Here is an 18,152-nt window from a genome sequence, read left to right as displayed (position 1 = left end):
CCGCGGCGGGGCTCGGTTAGGACACGATGAATCTGTCGGACATTCTCAAGCCCGAGGCGGTCAAGGTGATCGCCTCGGCGTCTTCGAAGAAGCGTTTGCTACATGACGTTGCCGAGCTGGCCCATGGCGCCTACGGGCTGCCCGTGGACGGTGTGATCGAAGCTCTGATGGAGCGTGAGGCTCTGGGTCCGACCGGCGTCGGCAACGGGGTCGCGCTGCCGCATGCCCGGCTGGTCGAGGCGGATCGGATGAGCGCGGCCTTCATTCTGCTGGAAAAGCCGGTGAATTTCGACGCGGTGGATCGCCAGCCCGTCGACCTGATCATGGCGCTTTTCGCGCCGGAATCAGCCGGGGTCGAACATCTCAAGGCGTTGGCCCTGGTGTCCCGCACATTGCGCAACGCCGATCTTTGCACAAAGCTCAGGGCAAATTCGGATCCGGCCTCGCTGCATGCGCTGCTGACCCAGGATCAGGACAGCCAGGCCGCCTGACCCGTCGTCGCGGTCAGGGTGCCCAGCTTTCAAACCCGAACATCATGTAATCACGTGAATAGACGTCGGAGACGCGGTCTTCGATCGTTTTGTCGTAGATGGCGCTCAGCGGGTAGGGCGTGTCCTGCGGCGCCGTTGCGGGCGCGGGGACTGACGCGTGGCCAAGGCGGGCGGCCAGCTGAGGCAGGAGCACTGGAAGCTCGTCTTCGCGAATTATCATATCGGGCAGGGCAAAGCTTGCCATGCCTTCGAGCGTCGCGCTCTGTGTGGCCCAGGCATTGTCGACGCGGATGCTGGTCTGGCCGGCGAGGTTCGCCTGAAGAAAATCGAGGAAGGCCAGGAATGCCTCCCGATGCTGGTCGAGCGAATAGTCACCGCCCCCCTGCCGGCCGGGGATGGGCAGTTTGTATTTCTGACGCAGCGCCATGCGGATCTCGCCAAAGCTGCCGGGGCCGCTGTCGACGATGCGGCGGCAGAACACCGCATGAGCGCGGGCCACGGGGTGGCGGATGACGGCAAAGGTGCGGTGTCCGGTATTCTGCCGTTTCCATTTGCGCAGCGACTTCTGGGTGAACTTGCCGATCAGATCGGTGGTCGACACGCCGTCCAGCGCCGCCAGCCAGTCCTCGACCAGTGTATCGAGCTCGCCCCGGACGGGCATATAGAGAAGCGGTGTCTTTGCCGCGGCCTGATAGGCCGGGACATTGGCCCCGCGCCGGGGTTCGAAGTTCGGCGTGCGATTGAGATTGAACCGGTCGAGCCGCGACAGCGCCTGTTCCATCCCGTCGAAATCCGCAACCTTTTCGGAGATCGGGGCCGGGTTCTGGCGCTTGAGCTTATCGTCCAGCTTGTCCAGCTGATCCGTCTGCCCCAGCCAGCGGGCGAGGCCGTTCATCACGGCGACATCCTGCAGGTCCTCGTAGGCCACGTAAAAAGCCGTCTGGCCAGAGGTTTGCAGGGTGTTCAGCAGCAGGATCTGAAATTCCTGAAGCTTCTGCATGTGGCGATTGAATTCGTCAGCGTCGAATTCGGCCGTGCCGTCTTTCCGGCGGCGGACATCGGTCAGTTTCCACTGGCCGGTTTCCTGGGCGATCTTCCAGCTGACATAGCTTTCGACCGGATTGCGGGTGAGGATGATCTTTGCACAGCGCGGATCGGTGAGGGCGATATCCAGCACGCGCTGGTCGTGGTCGTGAAAGAAACGGAAGCCGGTCAGCCCGTCATTGGCCTTGACCGCATCGATCAGGCGGGCCGGGTTGTCCTCCCGCTGGGCGAGGGTCACGCCGAGGCAGTCGTCGCGTTTGGGGTATCCGGGGAAATGCGGGTTGAACGCCTCTCCGACGCAGGACAGGCCGGGGAAGGCATTCAGATTCGCCTCCAGGAAATTCGACCCTGTGCGCATTTCTGCGAAGACGATGAAATAGTCGAAGTCGGGCATTATTTCTTTACCAGATAGGGTTTGCGCTGGCGGTTTCGACCGGCGGGCATCGTGGGCTGATCGACCGGAAAATCGCCCATCAGATAGGGGTGCATGCCCTGGTTTTTGAGGTTCTGGAGAAACTGGCCAAAGCCGGTGAGGTCAACCATCTTGGGCGCTTCGGACAGGCGGCGGGGGCCCCGTTGCCCCATGTCATTGGTGATGCCCTGAAGGATTTCCATCGGCGTTTCGACAAATTCCGCCATGGTCCAGATCGTGGCCTTGGCCTTCGCCTTGGGTTTGCGCAGCAGGTCGAGGAAATCGCTTTCGATCCGCTGGAGCTTGGCCGCCTCTGCCCGGATTTCGGCAAAGTTGCGGTTGGAGGTGAACAGCGGCACGGCCCAGGCCCCGGTCACGATGGCGATCCGGGCATTGGAATCGAGCGCGAGGGTGTCCGCAATCTCCTGCGCATCCATCGGCCCGAACTGGAAACATTGCTGATCGCCGCGGGAATTCCACATGAGGTTGGTCAGGAAGCTGCGGGGGCGATAGTCGCGGATCAGGGCGGCATCGCTCATGGCGCCGCTTGTGACATGCAGGTCGCCCGCGAAATGCGCACGGTCGGGTGCAAAAAGATGGCCGTGCACCTTGGCATCGGTCATGCGGTTCAGCCAGGGCTCGAAATCCTCGAAAAGCTCTGCAAAGCCCTGAAAGACAGTGTAGCGCGCGCCGGTCAGCCCGTTTTCCCAGTTCCTGTTGGGAAAGCGGCTGTGCATATAGAGCCCGGGGCGGCCGCGCACCCGACGCTCCACCGCCTTGGAGAAGATGCGGTCGATCTTGCCCGGGTTCGGCTCCGTCCGCTTCATGGCATGGGCCTCGTCGGTCAGGAAGGCCTCATAGAGGCGGTCGGCGCGGGGCCAGATCTTGCGGGCGACAAAGCAGTCCGACCGGCGCAGCAGCTGCAGGTGATCGTCGTAGAAGATATGCGGCTTGCCCTGGAAATCGAATTTCGACAGAGTCAGCGACCGGCTTTGGACATCGCGGGCATAAAGCCGCGTCAGGGTCTGGAAATAGCTTTCGTCCGGGATCCAGACGCGGCGGAAGAAGCGGTCGTAGATCGGCCTGTCCGGGTCCTGAAGGATTGCCGACAGGGTCTGCCGCGTCAGGCACCACCATTGCGACCCCATATGTGGGACAATGTCATTGGGCATGCGCCGCTTGCGCTTCAGCCGCCGTTGCAGGCGCACGTAGCCGTCAAAAAGCCGGCGCTGCTTCTTCCAGGCGAAGGGGAAGCGCAGAGTGAAGCGTTCGCTGTCCAGCCCGCCGACGGTCCAGGGCACATCGGAGGTCGTGGCGCTTTCGATGAAGTCGGTCTGGGGGCGGGCGGCGAGGTAGTCGATCAGTTCCTGCACCGGGCGCAGCGGCAGGCAGGAGCCGGAGGCGAGATAGACGTGCCGGACCTCGGGGAAATCGGCCAGCATCTGCTCTGCGGCCGACTGCGTGGCAGCCACGATGCCCCATGTGCCCCATTCGCAGCGGTGTCTGCGGGAGAAGCGGATTGTACCGACATCGGCGAGCGATTTGCGGAATTTCTCGAACTGCTTGCGAGGGACGTTGGTGTCGGCATGGATCACAACCGGACAGCCGGAGGCCGCCCAGTGGCGCGCCACCTGTTCCGCCCGGTGCAGGGCGGTATGGACCAGCATGATCACACCGACGCCGCTCACGCCCAGTTTCCTTTCGACATCAGGCCCAGAATTTCAAGCTGGCGCCAGTTGATGTATTTTTCCGACCATTTGCACCAGAGCTCCGGGTCGTCTTTCAGCATCTCCGCATAGGCGCGGTATTCGACGGAGGCAGAGTAATGCTGGCGGCGGTCCAGCTCCTCTTCTGCCTTATGCGGGAAGGTGTCGAGGAATTTGGTATGCAGCAGCAGGCCGGAGGCCTTTTCCCCGCCCCATTCGTCGTAGGTCAGGTTCAGCCCGCGCGGCAGCAGCATGTGGGTGGAGCTGACATAGGCATATTTCCGGTCCCATTTGACCAGCGGGATTTTGTTGAGTGCCGGTGCCAACTCCGGCTGGTTCGGGAAGAAGACGCGCATCCGTGGCCCGCCCTGGATCCAGAGGTTGCCGTAGCGGGCGTTGCGCTGGATCATGTAGTTGCCGCTGTCGAACCAGGAGGCGATCTCAAGCGGGTTCTGCCCTTCTGCATAGGGTTGCCCGGTGATCGGCCCCTTGGGATACATATCCAGGATCATCGTCGAGAAAGACTTGATCGAGGAGGCATCGAGCCAGTCGGTCAGCGCCTGAATGGGCCGGGTGTCGCAGAAGGGGTAGACGAAGAATTCATCCGGATCGACGGTCAGCGTCCAGTGGCCATGGCCGTATTTCAGCAGCAGCCAGTTCATCCAGTCCATGCCGAACCGGGCGCGCTTGTAGCCGCGCAGCGTGTGCCAGACCGAACAATCCTCCTGCTGTTTGAGGTATTCGCGCGTGCCATCGGTGCTGTCGTTGTCGACAAAGAGGAAGTGGTTCACGCCAAGCGCGCGGTAGTACTCCAGAAAGTAGGGCAGGCGGATGCGTTCGTTGCGCAGGGTGCAGAAGAGCAGCACGTCACGGGCGTGGATCTGGCGGGTCCGATTGACAATGGAATTCAGGTCACGCCGCTTGCGCACGGCACGGATCAGCCATCGACGGCGTTGAAGCCGCAGGCGATATGAGGCTGCAATTCCCAAGTGCCCCGCCCTCTTGGCCAGTTGTTGGGTGTCGGGTCCGTGTATCAGGTTGTCTTTAAGACGACCTTGAAATGCGTATCCCAATCTGGCGGAGTGAATACCGCCTGTCCCGTGTAACCGGCCTGTCTATCCTCTTTCAGGCTCTTTATGGCCTTTTTCCAAGAATAACTCTCATCCTCAGTTACGTAAACTGGATAATCCTTCAGAACCTCGCGAATTGCGGGCAGATCTGCACTAAGGACAGGGGTTTGCAAGGCGGCGGCTTCGACTGCGGGCAGGCCAAATCCTTCGGCTTTGCTGGGAAAGAGCAGGGCCTGAGACCGGGTCATCAGCGTCGCGATTGTCCGGTCGTTCAGGTCAGGCCATTCAAAAATATCCCGTCCGACGAGCACAGAGCTGTCCAGCCGGCGAAAAACAGACTCGTTCAGCCAGCCACGGGCGCCGGCAATGCCAAGCACGGGGCGGGGGCCGTCTTCCTCCTCGTCCCATTCCTCCCAGATATCCAGGATCAGCTTGTGGTTCTTGCGCGGCTCGATGGTGCCGACCATGAGAAACAGCGGCCGATCCTTCGGCAGCTCGACCGGCAGCGACGCGGGGTCAGGCATGGCGGTTTCAACGCCCAGCCAGGCGACCTGGATGTTGGGCAGCCGTGGCGCCGGTGTCATATCCTCGATCAGCCGGTCGATATGGCGCTGCACGTCATCCGCCGTCTTCTGACTGTTGCACAGGATCAGATCCGCGCGGGTTGCGACCAGTTCAAACATGGTGCGGAACCGCTCGACCGAGTCGGCGCGCTGCGTTTCGGGTTCGTCCAGCGGGATCGTATCATGGATCATCACCGTGATCCGGCTTCGCGGACGGGCCGCAATCGGCGCGATGGTCCGTTCGGTCAGATTGGAATGGCCAACGTTGAGGTAGACAAACCCCTCAGGCAGAAGATCGAGCAGAGGGTCGAGCTTGTTGCCGTAGCGGTGTGCCAGGGCCAGTCGCCACAGGTCGCTCTGAACCTGTTTCTGTCCCGGTGTCGCACGGGCAAACAGCCGGAAAAACAGGCTGGCCTCGCCCCAGGGCGTGCGGCCGCGCAAACGATGGTAGAAGGAGGTCAGCCCGTCCCGGTCCAGCAGCACATACCCAAATGCGACCCGTGCCAGGCCGTACACGGGGTCGTCGCGGTCCAGAAGTTCGCGAAGGTAGGCCAGCTCTACCCGGTCGATGCCGGTGGGCTGACGTCCGGGGCGGCTGGCCAGACGGGTTACGTCGAACAGCCGGGCCGGCGGGGCGCTATTTTTCGTAGTGTCCAGACTGGTGCCATCTCCATGCATCCGCGATCATCTGCTTCATCGTCGAGCGATCGGGCTTCCATCCAAGTTCCTTCATAGCACGGGACGAGCCTGAAACCAGCTTGGTACAGTCACCGGGGCGCCGCGGTCCTTCGGTATAGGGCACGGCCTTGTTGGTGACGTTGGACGATTGGTCGATGACTTCACGCACCGAAAAGCCGGATCCGGTGCCCAGGTTGAAGACCCGGCTCTGTTTCCCGTCGAGCAGCCATTTCAGGCCCAGCACATGGGCATCGACCAGGTCGCAGACATGGACATAGTCGCGGATGCAGGTGCCGTCGGGCGTGTCGTAATCCGTGCCGAAAATGGTCAGGGCGTCGCGCTTGCCATCAATGGCGTCCAGCATGATCGGGATCAGATGCGTCTCGGGGCGGTGGAATTCCCCGACTTCGCCCTCCGGATCGCCGCCCGCCACGTTGAAATAGCGGAAGATCACGTTGCGCAGCCCGTAGGCATTGCCGAAATCGTGCAGGATATCCTCGATCGCGCGTTTGGAGGCGCCATAGGCGTTGATCGGGTACTGCGCGCTGTCCTCGTCCAGCACGACGTTATCCTGTTCGCCATAGGTCGCGCAGGTGGAGCTGAAGACGAAGTTCATCACGCCAGCGTCGCAGGCGGCCTGAATAAGGTTCAGCGACCCTTCGACATTGTTCTTCCAGTAGAGCCCGGGGTCTTTCATGCTTTCGCCGACCTGGCTGAGAGCCGCGAAATGCATGATCGCGATGGGCTCATGCTCCGACAGGGCGCGGTCGATATCGGCCCGGTTCAGCAGATCGCCCTTGAAGAAAGGGCCGAATTTCACGGCATCTTCCCAGCCCGTCACAAGGTTGTCGAAGGTGACGGGTTCGTAGCCGGCAGCGCGCAGCGCCTTGCAAGCGTGCGAGCCGATATAGCCGGCGCCGCCGGTGACAAGTACCTTATCCATCAGGTTCCGTCCTGCTTATTCTGCGGCTTTTTCGACGTTGACGACTTCGCGCAGGAAGCCCATCAGATCATCCCGCAATTCCGGGCGGGAAAGTGCAAAGGACACCGTTGCCTGAAGGTAGCCGGATTTGGAGCCACAGTCGAAGCGCTGACCGCGGAAGCGGTAGCCAAAGACGTCGCGGCCCTCTTCGATTTCCTGGGCAATCGCATCGGTCAGCTGGATTTCTCCGCCGGCGCCGGTCTGCTTTTTGTTCAGGTTCTTCATGATCTGCGGGGTCAGCAGATAGCGGCCGATGACGGCCAGGTTGGACGGCTGTTCGCCCGGGGCCGGCTTTTCGACCATGCCGTTGACGGAAACCACGGAGCCCATGTCTTCTTTGACGTCGAGGATGCCGTAGGCGCTGGCGCGCTCGGCCGGCACTTCCATCGCGGCAACCATGTTGCCGGGGTTTTCCTCAAAGGCTTCGACCATCTGCTGCAGGCAGGGCTTTTCGGCGGCGATGATGTCGTCGGGCAGGATCACGGCAAAGGGTTCATTGCCGACCAGACGGCGGGCGCACCACACGGCATGGCCCAGCCCCAGCGGCTTGTGCTGACGGATGTAGGCGATCTGGCCGCTGTCCATATTGGTGTTCTTGACCTCTTCCAGGAGGTCGGTCTTGCCCTTGCGCTTCAGCTCGCTTTCCAGCTGCGGCGCGTGGTCGAAGTAATCCTCCAGCGCGGCCTTGCCGCGCGAGGTGACAAAGATGAATTCCTTGATGCCGGCGGCGCGGGCCTCGTCAATGGCGTACTGGATGAGCGGCCGGTCAACGAGAGACATGATTTCTTTGGGAATGGATTTCGTCGCTGGCAGGAAACGGGTCCCCATGCCGGCAACGGGAAAAATGGCTTTGGAAATTTTGTTTTTCATCTGTCGATCTCGATACGTTGAGGTCCGAATGGGTTATTCGCAGGACACTATGTCAGAATTTTGTAAACCATGAACCCGTTCCAGCCAAATTTATGGCGAAATCGCCGGGAGGCGAGAAAAACTGGCAGATACGTGCCGGTCATTGGTTCAGGCCGCGCAACAATGCGACACGCCCGATTTCACGGCGGAGCCGTCTGCGGAACCCGGTGAGGCGTATCAGGGGGTCTGTCCGGTCCGACCGGCCCAGCGTGCCGCCGCGCTGTTCCCAGTATCCGCCACGAAATTTTACATCGTGAAAGAGGGTCGTGGGTGACATCAGGAAGAGAGAGACGGTCTGGCCCGCTTTGGCCGCTGCTGCGGCCTGGTCGCGCAGCCTCTCGGCATGCCATGGCCGTCCGGCCAGGGTCGTCGACGGCCCTGTCGCCTCGGAGCGGAATGGCAAATAGGGATCCCGGCTGTGCGGCAGAGAGGGCAGAGGCCCAAGCGGCCGGGACCGCCCTGCGGCAATTCCCTGCGCCAGCCTGTTGCGCAACATGGTGACCTCGCGCGGCTCCAGCCGGCCGGCAACCATATGCGTCAGCAGGCTGCGGTCCTGATCTTCGGTAAAGGTCTCCAGCGCCGCGGCGTGATCCTCCGTCGGGCAGTGGCGGCGTAAGAATACGGCAAGGCTTGCCCCGATCTCGAAAAGATCGCGGGGCGCGCGGTTGGCCAGGCGGCGGCTGGATGGCGCAAAGGCGTGATGAACCTGTGCCAGCGGGGCAATCGCTGTCCGCAGGCCCGCCCGGGCCAGCCGCATGTTCAGATCGGCTTCGTCCAGATAGAACCTGTATGCCGAGTCGAACCCGCCGAGACGTTCCAGATCGGCCCGGCGGAAGGCCATGTTCGTGCCTTCGGTCTTGATCGCACGATGCGGCGGGGGAGACAGGATGACGGCGGAGGTGTCGCCCAGATCCAGCGGCCAGGAGCGTCCGGCGCGGTCGATACTATGCGCCTTCCATTGAAACGAGATCCCGTTGCGCCCGCGGACAAACCCGCCCACAGCGCTGACATCGTCTTCGGCAAACGGCGCGGTGAGATATCGCAGCCAGGTGGGTTCCGGGACCGCGTCGTCGTCGATAAAGGCGACGATCTCGCCTGCGGCGACGGCGATGCCCAGGTTCCTGGCCTCGGAAATGTTCGGATCGGCAAAGGCGACGGTCTTGATCCGGTCCGTCAACCCGAGACGGCGCACCGCATCGAGCGCCGCGGCATCGCCAACCACAATGATTTCATACGTGTCGTGAAACAGGCGGGACAGGCCGCGCAGTGTCAGGGACAGGCTGTCGGGGCGGTCGCGGCTGACGACGACAACGCTGATCGTCGGGCCTGCGGCGTCTGTCATGCCATGTCCATGTCGCGCATCATCTGTTCGATGCGGGGGACGTCGGCTGGGTTGTTCAGTTCCCAGAACTGGCGACCCCGGGCCTCGACCTCGACGCAGAGGATCGGCTGGCCGTTCTCCAGGAAGCGGAGCTGTTCCAGCCCTTCGAGCTGTTCCAGGCTACCCTCGGTCCATGACCCATAGGCCGCCAGCGCATCGGGCCGGTAGGCATAGACACCGACATGGTGAAAGACCGGCGTCTCGTCCGTGTCCTCATAGGTCTTTCCGGTGTAGGGGATGACTTCCTTGGAGAAGTAGATCGCCCGGTTGCCGGTGCCGAATACCGCTGTCGTCCCGCCGACGCGGCCTGCGCGACGGTCGGCCAGGAAACCGTTCAGGGCGGCCCCGTCGCAGCGCAGCACGGGCGTGGCCATGCCGGCCCAGTCTGCGGCCGACAGACCGGACACCAGATCTTCGACGAACCAGTGCGGCGTCAGCGGTGCGTCCCCCTGCAGGTTCACGATCATATCGTAGGTGCCGCCAAGGTTGGCCAGCGCCTCTGCGCAGCGTTCCGTGCCGTTGCGACAGGTTTCGCTGGTCATGACCACTTCTGCGCCAAAAGCTTCGGCGGCGTCGCGGATACGGGCGTCATCGGTCGCGACGACCACGCGGTCGGCCCCCTGCACCTGGCAGGCGGCCTCCCAGGATCGCTGGATCAGGCTCTTGCTCTCGCCCGAGGCGCCGGTCAGCGCGACCAGCGGCTTGCCGGGATAGCGCGACGAGGCATATCGCGCCGGGATCACAATCAGGGTCGACATCAGGGTTTTTTCAGGTCCACGCCCGGGGATGTGGCGATGAAGAACGGGTTGGCATAGCCGTCCTTGCCGTAGGTCAGCGGCTCATGGGTGTCGAAATTCAGCACCTTGCCCCCGGCGCCGGTCAATACGGCGTGGCCGGCGGCCGTGTCCCATTCCATGGTGCGCCCCAGACGGGGGTAGAGGTCGGCCTCGCCCGTCGCGACAAGACAGAATTTTAGCGAGGACCCCGCGCTTTTCATGTCGGAGGTCGCATATTTGCCAATATATTCATCGGTGGCCTGGTCCCTGTGCGACTTGGACGCGACGACCAGAAGGGCTGTGTTATCCGGCTCTGAAACCCGGATCGGCTGGATGGTCCCGGGCTTGTCCTTGTCGAACGGGCCCATCTCCTCGACGGAGGAGCCGTCGGCCAGCGTGTAGAACATCCGGTTCTTGGCAGGGGCATAGACCACGCCGCGGATCGGCGTTCCGGCCTCAACCCAGGCGATATTGACGGTAAAGTCGCCGCGGCGCTGGACAAATTCCTTTGTGCCATCGAGCGGGTCTACAATAAGGAAATCACTGGCTTTTTCGCTATGAGACGCCGATTGCTCCTCGGTGATGAGGGTGGCGTCGGGAAAGGCTTCGCGCAGCCCGGCAGAGATCAGAGCATCGGCCGCCTCGTCCGCTTCGGTAACAGGGCTGTCGTCTGATTTGGATTTTACCTCGAAGTCGTCGGAATTGTAGATCTCCATGATCTTGTCACCTGCCGCCAGGGCAAGCTGCCGCATAACCGTTTCAAGTTTTTCAAAATCCAAAAGCCCAATCTCCTTGTTGTGACGACGGGGAACGTCGTCTGAATTGCCATATGTCTTCGCGCCCGTTATGATAAACGCAAGAGGGATCGGCAAGAATTCCCTTCAGGTATCGGGCAATCTTCACAAGGCGCGCTCATGTTTCAGCAGAGGGTCCCACGGACACGCCTGACGTCGGCGATTTCGATACTCGAACTGATCTATCACGCTTCGGTGCATTCGATCCGGAAAACACACCGGAACGCGGTGATGTCGATCGCGATGAACATGTTGCAGGCAGCCATCTTTGTCCTGTCCTTCTACGTCATGTTCGAAATTCTCGGGCTGAGAGGCAACACGATCCGCGGCGATTTCCTGCTGTATATCATGTCCGGCATCTTCCTCTACATGACGCATGTCAAGACACTGGGCGCCGTCGCCGGGGCCGAGGGATCTACCGCGGCGATGATGAACCACGCGCCGATGAACACGGCGGTCACGATCGGGGCGGCGGCGCTGTCGTCTCTCTATATCCAGACCCTGTCACTGTTCCTGATCCTGTTCATTTATGACGTGGTGTTCCATCCGGTTGAGATCGAGCATCCCATCCTCGCTTACGGCATGTTGCTGATCTCCTGGTTCACGGGGGTGGCGATCGGCGTGGTTCTGCTGGCGATCAAGCCCTGGGCGCCGACGTTCGTGTCGATCTTCACGCAGATTTATCAGCGTGCGAATATGATCGCTTCGGGCAAGATGTTCGTCGCCAATTCCCTGCCCGCCTACATGGTCGCCATGTTCGACTGGAACCCGTTGTTTCATACGATCGACCAGTGCCGGGGCTTTGTCTTTCTCAACTACTCGCCGCGGAATTCCAGCATCGAATACCCCATGTACGTCGGCATCGCCCTGATCATGATCGGGCTGATGGGAGAGTTTTATACGCGCCGCCATGCGTCGCTGAGCTGGGGGGCGAAACGGTGAGGCTATTCACGGTCTTGGTCATGCTGGTTTTGACGGCAGGGGGTCTGTCTGCGCAGCAGGGGCCCATGCCGGCGCTGTACGACGTGTCCGGGGTCGACGCGGCGGATACATTGAATGTTCGGTCCGCAGCAAATGCGGAGGCTGAAATTATTGCGACCCTGCCGTACGACGCCAAGGACATCGAGGTTGTCGCGGTGAACGATACCGGGACCTGGGGCCGCGTCAATGTGGGCGAGAAATCGGGCTGGACCTCCCTGGCGTTTCTGTCGCGACAGGCCGGGCAGGAAGGCGGGACCTTTCCGAATATCGGGTCCTGTTTCGGGGCGGAGCCGTTCTGGTCCTTCGCCCGCGATGCGGAGGGCGAGGACAGCTGGGCCTTGAGCCGCCCGGATGAGGCTGGGCTGCTGTTTGTCGAGCAATGGCGTGGCGCGGCTGCCGGACGGTCGGACCGGTTCGGGGTGGCAGTGAAGGCGCCAAAGGTCCGGGCGCAGGGCATCATAACCTACGGCGCTTGCAGCGACAGCATGTCGGACCTTGTCTACGGGCTGGGGTTCGATCTGTTCCTGACCGACGACTCCGGTGCGACGCAGCTGGTCACAGGCTGCTGTTCACTCAGTCAGTAAGGGCTAGTCGACGACCCGGCAGGTCAGGTTGATCCGGCCGCCTTTTGGCAAAAGGGTCGAGGAGCCGGGCCGAATCCGGTCTATCCCGTGATGCAACAGGCGGGCCGGGCCGCCCATCACCAGAACGTCGCCGGACTCCAGCCAGATCGACTCGGTCTTGCCGCCGCGATCCTCGTTGCCGATCCGGAAAAGACCCGCATCGCCGAGGGAGATCGACAGGACCGGCCAGGTGAAATCGGCCTCATCCCGATCCTGGTGCATGCCCATTTTTGCAGTGTCGCGGTAAAGGTTGATCAGGCAGCAGTCCGGTGTGCGGTCGAGGCCGGTCGCGCCGTGCCAGATGTTCAGCACCTCCTCGGGGATCGGGGGCCAAGGCTGGCCGCACGGGTGTTTTTCCTCGTACCGATAGCCGCGGGCATCCGAATACCAGCCGTATTTCCCGGCGCTCGTCATCTTCACCGACATCTGTTTGCCGAAGCGCGTGGTGGGAGAGAAGAAGGGCGCGGATGTGATGACCCTGCGCAGCGCCTCAAGCATCCGGACCTGCTCCTCGCGGGACAGCGCCTTCTGGTAGATCCTGCAGCCGCGCAGGGTCAGCGTCGGTCTTTCGGGGAAAGCCATGGGGCGCCTCTTGGCTGGGGTGGTCTGCCGGTCAGTCCCGGAAGGGAAAATCGGGCAGGATGTCGTCGATGCCTAGATGCCGCATCCCGTCCTTGTCGAAAACCCCCTGCAGCGAGAGCTGGGCAAAGCCATGCACAAGGCACCAGTTCATCATCTGGGCGCGCAGATCGGCATCGGGCTCACCGTCCTTGTCCCAGACCATGCCGGTGGAGATATCGCGGAGCACGGCCGCACAGGCCGACATCGGCGCGGCCAGCGCCGGGTCCGCGAAATCGACGCGGCGCCGCGACCACATCAGTTCGAACAGCGCGGGATGGGCGCGGGCGAAGTCGACATAGCCGCGGGCGGCGGCCAGGCGGCGGTCGCTCTTCGGTGCATCCGGGGCGGTCTGCATGGCGATCAGAAGCTGTTTTTGCCCTTCTGCCGCGATGGCGGTCAGCAGGCCGGTGACATTGCCAAAATGGTTCTTTGGCGCGGTGTGGCTGACACCCACGCGATCGGCGCAGGCCCGGAGCGACAGGCCGTCGAGCCCGCGTTCCTCCAGGATCTCAAGCCCGGCCGCGATCAGCGCGGGTTTCAGATTGCCGTGGTGATAGGTCTTTGCGTCATCCATGGGCCGGGTATGGCCTGAAATATTTCCGCTGTAAATATTTTCCTTGACGGATCGCCGCAGCGCCAATATTTCCACCGTAAACATATGGCGAGAGGAGGCCCGAATGGCCAAGCGCACCGCACCTGACGTTCTGTATTACGACAACCTGGCCGCCGGCCTTCCGGATCAGTCCGGCAAGGTGGTGGCGATCACCGGCTGCACCTCCGGCATGGGTCTGGTTCTGGCAAAGACGGCGGCGCAAAAGGGGGCGCGGGTCATCATGCTGAACCGCCCCTCGGATCGGGCCGACCGGGCGCTGGCGGAGATTCGGGCCATCGGTGCGGCGGAGCTTGTGCCCTGCGACCTGACCGATTTCGCCTCTGTCCGTGCGGCCGGTGCGGCGCTCAGGGCGCTGCTGGACGGGATCGGGCTGGATGTTCTGGTCAATAATGCCGGGCTGATGGGGCTGCCCGACCGGGCGACCAAGGACGGCTATGACATTCAGATGCAGGCCAATCACCTTGGTCATTTCCTGCTGGTCCATGAGGTCTGGCCGCTGCTCGACCTTGCGGCGGAACGGCATGGCGAGGCGCGGGTGGTCAACCATTCCTCCGGGGCGCGGAACAGTCCAAAACGGGCGCTGATCCCGGCCTATCTGGAAGCGAAGGGCGGTCACCTGGGCGGGGACCGCTGGCCGGGCATGGGCAAATGGGTGCGGTATCAGCAGTCCAAGCTGGCGAACCTGCTGTTTACCTATGCGCTGCAGGATCAGGCGGCGGCGCGGGCTGGCAACCGGGTCAAGGTGCTCTGCGCCCATCCGGGGCCCTGCGACAGCGGGTTGCAGGCCAAGACGTCGGCGGCGGGCGGCACGACGATCCTCGACCGCTACATCCTGAACCGGACGCTGAAAGAGGCGCAGAGCCAGCAGGACGGCACCTGCGGTCTGGCCCGTGCCGCGTTTGAACCCGAGGTGAAGGGCGGCGATTTCTTTGGCCCGGACGCCGTCGAGCGGATCGGCCCGGCGCTGCTGCTTCCGGCGGAACGGGACGCGGCGGGAGAGGCGCTTATCTGGCGCGCCAGCCTCGCCGCGACCGGCGTTAACGCCTTTTTTCACTGAGCCGGGAGAATCCCGCCCGGCGGGCGCCTATTGCTGCAACACTGCGTCAAATTTGCCCATTTCAGCGGCAGTGGCGCCTTGCAGCCCCTTCTACCCCTCCTTATATACCCTCCGAAGCGCGGCGGACCGGTTTCCGGGCGCCGTCTCTCGGGCGGTGGCGGATGCCGTAACGGGTCCGTCTCCGGAACTTTCGCCTTAAGTAGAAGGGATTGAAAAACATGTCCAAAGTGATCGGTATCGACCTTGGCACCACCAACTCCTGCGTGGCTATCATGGATGGTTCGCAGCCGAAGGTGATCGAAAACTCCGAAGGTGCGCGCACGACCCCGTCGATCGTCGCCTTCACCGACGAGGAGCGACTTGTCGGCCAGTCTGCCAAGCGGCAGGCCGTAACCAACTCCACCAACACGATCTTTGGCGTCAAACGTCTGATTGGCCGTCGGTCTGACGATGCCGATCTGGCCAAGGACAAGAAGAACCTGCCGTTCAACGTGATTGATGGCGGCAATGGCGACGCCTGGGTGGAATCCAAGGGTGAGAAATACTCCCCCTCCCAAATCTCCGCCTTCATCCTCGGCAAGATGAAGGAAACCGCTGAGAGCTATCTTGGCGAAGAGGTCACGCAGGCGGTCATCACCGTTCCGGCCTATTTCAACGACGCCCAGCGTCAGGCCACCAAGGATGCCGGCAAGATCGCCGGTCTCGAAGTGCTGCGGATCATCAACGAGCCGACCGCTGCCGCGCTGGCCTATGGCCTGGACAAGAAGGACAGCCAGACGATCGCGGTCTATGACCTTGGCGGCGGTACCTTCGACGTCACGATCCTGGAAATCGACGATGGCCTGTTTGAAGTGAAATCCACCAACGGGGACACGTTCCTCGGCGGTGAAGACTTCGACATGCGCATCGTCAACTACCTGGCCGACGAGTTCAAAAAAGAGCACAACGTCGACCTGACCCAGGACAAGATGGCGCTGCAGCGTCTGAAGGAAGCAGCCGAGAAAGCTAAGATCGAGCTGTCCTCCTCGTCGCAGACGGAAATCAATCAGCCGTTCATCTCCATGGGCTCCAACGGCCAGCCGCTGCACATGGTCATGAAGCTGACCCGTGCCAAGCTGGAATCGCTGGTGGGCGACCTGATCAAATCCTCCATGAAGCCCTGCCAGGCCGCGCTGAAAGATGCCGGGCTGTCCACGTCGGACATCGACGAGGTCGTTCTGGTCGGCGGTATGACCCGTATGCCGAAAGTCATCGAAGAGGTGACCAAGTTCTTCGGGAAAGAGCCGCATAAGGGTGTGAACCCGGACGAAGTGGTTGCACTGGGTGCCGCCATTCAGGCCGGTGTTCTTCAGGGTGACGTGAAGGACGTTGTTCTGCTGGACGTGACCCCGCTGTCGCTGGGGATCGAAACGCTGGGTGGTGTCTTCACCCGCCTGATCGACCGCAACACGACGATCCCGACCAAGAAGTCTCAGGTCTTCTCCACCGCCGAAGATAACCAGAACGCCGTGACGATCCGCGTGTTCCAGGGTGAACGCGAGATGGCTGCCGACAATAAGATGCTCGGCCAGTTCAATCTCGAGGACATCCCGCCGGCACCGCGCGGCATGCCGCAGATCGAAGTGACCTTCGACATCGATGCCAACGGCATCGTCTCCGTCGGTGCCAAGGACAAGGGCACCAACAAGGAGCAGAAGATCACGATCCAGGCTTCCGGTGGTCTCTCGGACGAGGACATCGAAAAGATGGTCAAGGACGCGGAGGAGAACGCAGAGGCCGACAAAGGCCGCCGCGAGCTCGTCGAAGCCAAGAACCAGGCCGAAAGCCTCGTGCATTCCACCGAGAAATCGCTGGAAGAGCATGGCGACAAGGTCGACCCCTCGACCGTGGAAGCGATCGAGCTGGCCATTGCCGCGCTCAAGGACGAGCTGGAAACCGACAATGCCGACAAGATCAAGGCTGGCATCCAGAACGTGACCGAAGCGGCCATGAAGCTGGGCGAGGCGATCTACAAGGCACAGCAGGACAGCGGCGATGATGAGCCGATGGCCGCTGACGGGAACCCGTCGGACGACGATGATATCGTCGATGCCGACTTCGAGGACCTGGATGACAACAAGCGTGCCTAAGCCGCGCTGATAGGAACCTCTGGGGCCGGTCCGATCAGGGCCGGCCCGCATCGTTCCTGAGGGGAGACCACCCGCATGGCAAAACGTGACTTTTACGATGTACTGGGCATCCAGAAGGGCGCCAGTGCTGACGAGATCAAGAAGGCCTATCGCACCAAGGCCAAGGAACTGCATCCGGACCGGAACAAGGACAATCCGAAGGCCGAGGATCAGTTCAAGGAAGCCAATGAGGCCTATGACGTCCTCAAGGACCCGGAGCGCAAGGCGGCCTATGACCGCTTTGGCCATGCTGCCTTTGAAGGTGGCATGGGCGGCGGCGCACGTCCCGGCGGTCCGGGTCAGCAGGGCGATTTCGCCTCTGCCTTCTCGGATGTATTCGACGATCTGTTCGGTGATTTCATGGGGCAGCGCGGCGGCGGCCGTGGTGGGCGTCAGCGTGCGACGCGCGGGTCGGACCTGCGCTATAATCTGCGTGTGACGCTGGAAGAGGCGTTTGGTGGCCTGCAAAAGACCATTCAGGTCCCGACCTCCGTCGCCTGTACCGTCTGTGACGGGACCGGCGCCGAAGGCGGGTCGGAACCGTCCACCTGTCCGACCTGTTCGGGCATGGGCAAGGTTCGGGCGCAGCAGGGCTTTTTTACGGTGGAACGGACCTGTCCGACCTGTTCGGGCGCGGGCCAGATCATCAAAAATCCCTGTAAGACCTGCGCCGGCCAGGGACGCGTGGAGCGTGACAAATCGCTGTCGGTGAATATCCCCGCGGGTGTTGAAACGGGCACACGTATCCGGCTGGGCGGCGAAGGCGAAGCAGGGATGCGTGGCGGGCCTGCCGGTGATCTTTACATCTTTATCGATGTTGCGCCGCATGAGCTGTTCGAACGCGACGGGCCCAACCTCTTCTGTCGGGTGCCAGTGTCGATGACCGCGGCCGCTTTGGGCGGCGACATCGAAGTGCCGACGATCGACGGTGGACGGTCCCGGGTCAAAATCCCCGAAGGATCGCAATCCGGCCGGCAGATGCGTCTGCGTGGCAAGGGCATGCCGGCGCTGCGTGGCGGGCCCTCCGGCGACATGATGATCGAGCTTGCGGTGGAAACGCCGGTCAATCTGACCTCGCGGCAGAAGGAAATTCTGAAGGAATTTGAAGCGTTGTCCGAGGAGAATAACCCGGAGAACAAGAAATTCTTCAAATCTGTCAAGGGTTTCTGGGATTCCATGAAGGGCTGACAGGCCTGATCATGGTTTTCGGCCATAGGGCCCGGCACGCCGTTGCCGGGCCTTATTTTTGCGCCAGATGTCGTCGCGCGGGGCGTTGCCGTTAA

17 protein-coding genes are annotated in these 18,152 nt (G+C 62.1%); 6 read left to right on the top strand and 11 right to left on the bottom strand.

Annotated features, from left to right (window positions below):
• The first annotated feature begins 26 nt into the window (after positions 1-26).
• A complete protein-coding gene (locus ACRARG_RS10885; protein WP_432690031.1) occupies positions 27-491 on the top strand; it encodes a PTS sugar transporter subunit IIA in 465 nt (154 codons plus the stop codon).
• A gap of 13 nt (positions 492-504) precedes the next feature.
• On the opposite strand, the gene ACRARG_RS10880 is transcribed toward ACRARG_RS10885, so the two are convergent.
• The 9 genes from ACRARG_RS10880 to cysQ form a co-directional block, all read right to left on the bottom strand.
• Positions 505-1,929 carry a nodulation protein NodH gene (locus ACRARG_RS10880; protein ID WP_432690030.1) on the bottom strand — a complete coding sequence of 475 codons (1,425 nt, stop codon included), beginning with the start codon at positions 1,927-1,929 and terminating at the stop codon, positions 505-507.
• On the bottom strand, positions 1,929-3,614 hold the full coding sequence (locus ACRARG_RS10875; RefSeq protein ID WP_432691358.1) for a DUF5927 domain-containing protein: 1,686 nt from the start codon (positions 3,612-3,614) through the stop codon (positions 1,929-1,931). The genes ACRARG_RS10880 and ACRARG_RS10875 overlap by 1 nt, the downstream gene beginning before the upstream one ends.
• A 17-nt stretch (positions 3,615-3,631) precedes the next feature.
• Positions 3,632-4,642: a glycosyltransferase family 2 protein gene (locus tag ACRARG_RS10870; RefSeq protein ID WP_432690029.1), complete on the bottom strand. Its 1,011-nt coding sequence runs from the start codon at positions 4,640-4,642 to the stop codon at positions 3,632-3,634.
• Between the two features lie 44 nt (positions 4,643-4,686).
• Positions 4,687-5,964 carry a glycosyltransferase family 4 protein gene (locus ACRARG_RS10865; RefSeq protein ID WP_432690028.1) on the bottom strand — a complete coding sequence of 426 codons (1,278 nt, stop codon included), beginning with the start codon at positions 5,962-5,964 and terminating at the stop codon, positions 4,687-4,689.
• Positions 5,924-6,907: a UDP-glucose 4-epimerase GalE gene (galE, locus tag ACRARG_RS10860; protein WP_432690027.1), complete on the bottom strand. Its 984-nt coding sequence runs from the start codon at positions 6,905-6,907 to the stop codon at positions 5,924-5,926. The genes ACRARG_RS10865 and galE overlap by 41 nt, the downstream gene beginning before the upstream one ends.
• Positions 6,908-6,922: 15 nt before the next feature.
• Complete coding sequence (gene galU / locus ACRARG_RS10855) at positions 6,923-7,816, bottom strand: UTP--glucose-1-phosphate uridylyltransferase GalU (protein WP_432690026.1); 894 nt, start codon at positions 7,814-7,816, stop codon at positions 6,923-6,925.
• Positions 7,817-7,955: 139 nt separating this feature from the next.
• On the bottom strand, positions 7,956-9,197 hold the full coding sequence (locus ACRARG_RS10850) for a glycosyltransferase family 2 protein (protein ID WP_432690025.1): 1,242 nt from the start codon (positions 9,195-9,197) through the stop codon (positions 7,956-7,958).
• A complete protein-coding gene (locus ACRARG_RS10845; RefSeq protein WP_432690024.1) occupies positions 9,194-9,994 on the bottom strand; it encodes a 3-deoxy-manno-octulosonate cytidylyltransferase in 801 nt (266 codons plus the stop codon). The genes ACRARG_RS10850 and ACRARG_RS10845 overlap by 4 nt, the downstream gene beginning before the upstream one ends.
• On the bottom strand, positions 9,994-10,791 hold the full coding sequence (gene cysQ, locus ACRARG_RS10840) for a 3'(2'),5'-bisphosphate nucleotidase CysQ (protein ID WP_432690023.1): 798 nt from the start codon (positions 10,789-10,791) through the stop codon (positions 9,994-9,996). The genes ACRARG_RS10845 and cysQ overlap by 1 nt, the downstream gene beginning before the upstream one ends.
• 135 nt (positions 10,792-10,926) lie before the next feature.
• Between cysQ and ACRARG_RS10835 the strand changes: the two genes are divergently transcribed.
• On the top strand, positions 10,927-11,748 hold the full coding sequence (locus ACRARG_RS10835) for an ABC transporter permease (protein ID WP_432690022.1): 822 nt from the start codon (positions 10,927-10,929) through the stop codon (positions 11,746-11,748).
• 65 nt (positions 11,749-11,813) lie between these two features.
• The gene (locus ACRARG_RS10830; RefSeq protein WP_432690021.1) at positions 11,814-12,371 is read left to right on the top strand and encodes a peptide-binding protein; all 558 of its coding nucleotides are present in this window, start codon (positions 11,814-11,816) and stop codon (positions 12,369-12,371) included.
• A gap of 3 nt (positions 12,372-12,374) precedes the next feature.
• Here the strand turns inward: ACRARG_RS10830 and ACRARG_RS10825 are convergent, their stop codons facing one another.
• Positions 12,375-12,992: an alpha-ketoglutarate-dependent dioxygenase AlkB family protein gene (locus ACRARG_RS10825; protein WP_432690020.1), complete on the bottom strand. Its 618-nt coding sequence runs from the start codon at positions 12,990-12,992 to the stop codon at positions 12,375-12,377.
• Positions 12,993-13,023: 31 nt separating this feature from the next.
• Complete coding sequence (locus ACRARG_RS10820; RefSeq protein WP_432690019.1) at positions 13,024-13,605, bottom strand: TetR/AcrR family transcriptional regulator; 582 nt, start codon at positions 13,603-13,605, stop codon at positions 13,024-13,026.
• 103 nt (positions 13,606-13,708) lie between these two features.
• On the opposite strand from ACRARG_RS10820, the gene ACRARG_RS10815 reads away from it, so the two are divergent.
• From ACRARG_RS10815 to dnaJ, 3 genes are all read left to right on the top strand, one after another.
• Positions 13,709-14,701 (top strand): SDR family NAD(P)-dependent oxidoreductase, encoded by a 993-nt coding sequence (locus ACRARG_RS10815; RefSeq protein ID WP_432690018.1) that lies wholly within the window; start codon positions 13,709-13,711, stop codon positions 14,699-14,701.
• Between the two features lie 218 nt (positions 14,702-14,919).
• Positions 14,920-16,830, top strand: coding sequence for a molecular chaperone DnaK (dnaK, locus tag ACRARG_RS10810; RefSeq protein WP_432690017.1), 1,911 nt, complete (start codon positions 14,920-14,922; stop codon positions 16,828-16,830).
• A gap of 75 nt (positions 16,831-16,905) precedes the next feature.
• The gene (dnaJ, locus tag ACRARG_RS10805) at positions 16,906-18,057 is read left to right on the top strand and encodes a molecular chaperone DnaJ (RefSeq protein WP_432690016.1); all 1,152 of its coding nucleotides are present in this window, start codon (positions 16,906-16,908) and stop codon (positions 18,055-18,057) included.
• Positions 18,058-18,152: the final 95 nt, after the last annotated feature.

Origin of the sequence: Pseudooceanicola profundi, assembly GCF_050897955.1 — a bacterium.
GTDB lineage: Bacteria > Pseudomonadota > Alphaproteobacteria > Rhodobacterales > Rhodobacteraceae > Pseudooceanicola.
Note: the sequence above shows the minus strand (reverse complement) of the source record. Positions and strands in the feature narration are given on the sequence as shown.